Source organism: Sphingobium sp. ba1 (assembly GCF_000743655.1).
In the GTDB taxonomy this organism is placed as follows: domain Bacteria; phylum Pseudomonadota; class Alphaproteobacteria; order Sphingomonadales; family Sphingomonadaceae; genus Sphingobium.
Genome location: NZ_JPPQ01000006.1, coordinates 146,854 through 150,608 on the forward strand (window position 1 = coordinate 146,854; position 3,755 = coordinate 150,608).

A 3,755-nucleotide genomic window follows, 5' to 3' on the forward strand; every position below is an offset into this window, starting at 1 on the left:
CAAGCTGGAGCTGCCCGTCAAGTGATCCGTCGATCGATATTGCTGGGCACGGGCTCGGCCCTGCCCGTTCGCGCGGTCAGCAATGCCGAACTGGCGGAAACCGTCGATACCAGCGACGAATGGATCGTTGAGCGCACCGGCATCCGTAACCGCCATATCGCGGGAGAGGGTGAAACGACCTCTACGCTGGCGACCGATGCCGCCCGCGCGGCGCTCGACGCCGCGGCTGTCGCGCCGCAGGATATCGACCTCATCATCCTGGCGACGGCAACGCCGGACCAGACTTTTCCTGCCACCGCGACCACCGTCCAGGCCGCGCTCGGCATCGACGATTGCGTTGCGTTCGACGTTGCCGCCGTCTGCTCAGGCTTTCTCTACGCCATGACCGTGGCGGACAGCATGATCCGGTCGGGCGCCGCGAACCGCGCGCTGGTGATCGGCGCGGAAACCTTCAGCCGCATCCTCGACTGGGAGGATCGCGCAACTTGCGTCCTGTTTGGCGATGGCGCGGGCGCTGTGGTGCTGGGGGCGGAGGAAAGCGCGGGTGGCGTGCGCGGCATACTGGCGTCGAAACTGCACGCCGACGGTCGCCATAACCAGCTTCTCTATGTCGATGGCGGCCCGTCAACGACGCAGACCGTGGGCAAATTGCGGATGCGCGGGCAGGAGGTGTTCCGCCATGCCGTCGTCAACCTCGCCTCGGTCCTCAACGAAGTCATGGCGATGGCGGGCCTGACCAATGCCGACATCGACTGGCTGGTCCCGCACCAGGCCAATGCCCGCATTCTTGATGCTACGGCGCGCAAATTGAAGCTGTCGCCCGACCGGGTGGTGGTGACCGTTGACCGCCACGCCAATACTTCCGCTGCGTCGGTTCCGCTGGCGCTCGACCTCGCGGTGCGCGACGGGCGGATCAAGCCGGGCGAACTCATCGTACTGGAAGCGATGGGCGGCGGCTTCACCTGGGGCGCGTGCGTCATTCGCCTGTGACGTAACGGCAGGCAATGCTTGCACATTTGGTATAAATCGGTCAATTTGGCGCTCTGTCATCGGGGAGCGACGGGTTATGAGCGGCACGGGTACATTGACGCGCGCGGATCTGGCGGAAAGCCTCAACCGCCATGTCGGCTTGTCGCGGGCGGAAGCCGCTGCGCTGGTCGAATCGATCCTCGATCATATGTCAGTCGCGCTGGAGCGCGGCGAGAATGTGAAGATCTCCAGCTTCGGCACCTTCGTCCTGCGCGACAAGACGCAGCGCATGGGCCGCAACCCCAAGACCGGGGTCGAGGTGCCGATCCAGCCGCGCCGGGTGCTGACGTTCCGCGCCAGCCAGACGATGCGCGACCGGGTCGCCTGATCCCCGTCTCAGCCCACTGGCTTTTTCTTCTTTCTCCGACATTTACCATGGTTGACGCGCGCCCGGCTGTGGGTGCAACATCGCTGTCATGAAAAAGGTGGAGGGGGCATTTCTGACCATCGGCGAATTGGCCGGTGAACTGGGCCTGGCCCAGCATATCTTGCGCTATTGGGAAACGCGGTTTCCGCAGTTGCGGCCGCTGCAACGCTCTGGCAACCGGCGCTATTACCGGCCCGCCGACGTCGATCTCGCCCGCCGCATCCACCATCTGCTCAACGTGGAGGGCTTCACCGTCAAGGGTGCGCAAAAGGCGCTGGAAGAGGGCAATGGCGCTTCTCCTCCGGTTTCGCCGCCGCAGGCCGAAGATGACCTGCTGACGCGTCTCGAAACCATCCGTGCGACGCTGGCGCGCGCGATCGCTTTATAGCGTTCGCGCATAGATGAGGTCGCGGAACGGCACGTCCCCGACCATGAAGGTCAATTCGCCGATTTCGCCAAAGCCGTGTCGCGCATAGAAGCGACGTGCGCGTTCGTTCTGCGGATAGACGGCGAGTAGCAATCGGCGCGCCCCGCGCCGCTGCGCTTCTTCGACCACCAGCGCCATGATCGCATCGCCATGACCGCCACCCTGCCAGCCATGCAGCAGGTAGACACGCTTCAATTCCACGTCACGCGCCGGGTCGGTCGCGATCGGCAGGTCCGGCGGGGTGATCATCGCATAGCCCACCGCCGCGCCGAGCGGGGTTTCACCGATCAGCACCGTTTGCGCCGGATCGGTGAGCGCTGATGCATAATAGGCCTCGCCATGCGCGGTGCGGATATGGGCGGTCAGCGCCGCACCCGGATGATCATGGGCAAAGCTGGTGAGGAAAGTCGCCCCGCCTAATATGGAGAGGGCAGGGGCGTCGCGTGCCTCCGCCCGGCGCCACGTGATCGGCGTCACCGCGAACTTGGCCCCAATGCGGGGTCGAGGTCGCGCGGTCGGGTGAAGCTGGCTAGTGTTGCGACACCCTCTTTTGCCTGCGACCAGCGGTCGATAGCGAGGTCCAACACAGCGATGCTGGCGGTCGGGAACTTCGCCTCCACATTCTCGCGCAAGTCATTGTTGCCATCATCAGGAACCAGATCGAGGATCAACTCCTCCAGCCCCGGATTATGCCCGGCCATCAAAACGCTGTCGGCCTTGTCGGGGAGGTCGCGGACGACATCGAACAGGATCGGGGAGGAGGCGAGGTAGATGCGCCGGTCCCAATGCGCGTCGAGTATCTGACCATAGCCCGTGAAGAAGACGTCCAGCGTCTCCACGACCCGCACAGCAGGCGAGGCGACCAGCATGTCGAACTGCATGGCGCGGCGCGCGGCGAACTGGCCCATCAATATGGCAGCCTTTTCGCCCCGGCGGTTCAACGGCCGGTCGAAATCGCGAGCCACCGGATCGTCCCAGTCCGACTTGGCGTGGCGCAACAGGGTCAGCCGTTTCATTCTGTCTCCTGGGGGGGCATGCCGGATTCGGCCCCCTGATGCCCCAAAGCGGCCGTTTCGCCAAGCGTTTGCGCGCGTGCACTGGCGTTGACCGCGAGGATGGCTTCGTCCAGCGTCAGGCGACGGATCGGCGTTCCCGGCGGGAAGGCGCTCAATAGTCGGCTGGGCATGGCGGCCGACAGGATCACGAAACTGCCCCTGTCCTCGGCCCGGCGGATGAGTCGCCCGAACGCCTGCGCCAGCCGCGCGCGGATCAGCCGGTCGTCATAGGCATTGCCGCCGCCAGCCAGTCGCCGCGCCGCGTGCAGCACTGTAGGCTTCGACCAGGGTACCCCCTCCATCACCACCAGCCGCAGCGAATAGCCCGGTACGTCCACACCATCGCGCAGCGCATCGGTGCCGAGCAGCGAGGCGCGCGGATCGTCGCGGAAGATATCGACTAGGGTGCCGGTGTCGATCGGGTCGACATGCTGCGCGTAAAGCGGCAGGCCTGCCCGCGCCAGCCGGTCGGCAATGCGCGCATGGACGCCGCGCAGCCGCCGGATCGCGGTGAACAGCCCCAGCGTGCCGCCGCCCGCCGCCTCGATCAAGCGGCCATAGGCACCGGACAAGGCGGCGATGTCGCCCCGTTTGATGTCGGTGACGATCAACACCTCGGCGCGCCCCGGATAGTCGAAGGGGCTGGCCGCCTCGAACCGTTCGGCGCCATGGGGCAGGTGGACCGCGCCGCTGCGCCCCTCCGCATTGCTCCATTCGCCGCCGCCCTTCAGCGTTGCGCTGGTGACGATCACCCCCTGCGCTGGTTTCAGCACGGCTTCGGCGAGCGGACGGCTGGGATCGAGCCAGTGGCGGTGGATGCCGATGTCGAACTCGCGCCCCTCGATCCGATCGACCGCCAGCCAGTCGACATAGTCGG

The 3,755-nt window shown here is 65.9% G+C and carries 6 protein-coding genes; 3 read left to right on the forward strand and 3 right to left on the reverse strand.

All coding sequences use genetic code 11. The features are described 5' to 3' along the window. Positions 1-21: 21 nt before the first annotated feature. The 3 genes from IL54_RS00825 to IL54_RS00835 all read left to right on the forward strand — a co-directional run bounded on the left by IL54_RS00825 (position 22) and on the right by IL54_RS00835 (position 1,784). Positions 22-990, forward strand: coding sequence for a beta-ketoacyl-ACP synthase III (locus tag IL54_RS00825; protein ID WP_037472239.1), 969 nt, complete (start codon positions 22-24; stop codon positions 988-990). Positions 991-1,066: 76 nt separating this feature from the next. Further along, positions 1,067-1,357, forward strand: a complete 291-nt coding sequence (gene ihfA / locus IL54_RS00830; RefSeq protein ID WP_037472241.1) for an integration host factor subunit alpha — start codon at positions 1,067-1,069, stop codon at positions 1,355-1,357. Positions 1,358-1,445: 88 nt separating this feature from the next. Continuing rightward, complete coding sequence (locus IL54_RS00835; RefSeq protein ID WP_037472243.1) at positions 1,446-1,784, forward strand: MerR family transcriptional regulator; 339 nt, start codon at positions 1,446-1,448, stop codon at positions 1,782-1,784. Here the strand turns inward: IL54_RS00835 and IL54_RS00840 are convergent. The 3 genes from IL54_RS00840 to IL54_RS00850 all read right to left on the reverse strand — a co-directional run. Next, entirely contained in the window at positions 1,779-2,300 is a 522-nt protein-coding gene (locus tag IL54_RS00840) for a GNAT family N-acetyltransferase (RefSeq protein ID WP_037472244.1), read from the reverse strand. The two genes, IL54_RS00835 and IL54_RS00840, sit on opposite strands and share 6 nt — an antisense overlap. Then, the gene (locus IL54_RS00845) at positions 2,297-2,839 is read right to left on the reverse strand and encodes a SixA phosphatase family protein (protein ID WP_037472246.1); all 543 of its coding nucleotides are present in this window, start codon (positions 2,837-2,839) and stop codon (positions 2,297-2,299) included. The genes IL54_RS00840 and IL54_RS00845 overlap by 4 nt, the downstream gene beginning before the upstream one ends. Then, the coding region (locus IL54_RS00850; protein ID WP_037472510.1) for a helicase C-terminal domain-containing protein at positions 2,836-3,755 on the reverse strand (920 nt) is incomplete at its 5' end. The genes IL54_RS00850 and IL54_RS00845, both read right to left, overlap by 4 nt.

Coding starts and splice junctions, on each gene's coding strand:
- IL54_RS00835 (WP_037472243.1), top strand. CDS start 1,446: ATGAAAAAGGTGGAGGGGGCATTTCTGACCATCGGCGAATTGGCCGGT.
- IL54_RS00845 (WP_037472246.1), bottom strand. CDS start 2,839: ATGAAACGGCTGACCCTGTTGCGCCACGCCAAGTCGGACTGGGACGAT.
- ihfA (WP_037472241.1), top strand. CDS start 1,067: ATGAGCGGCACGGGTACATTGACGCGCGCGGATCTGGCGGAAAGCCTC.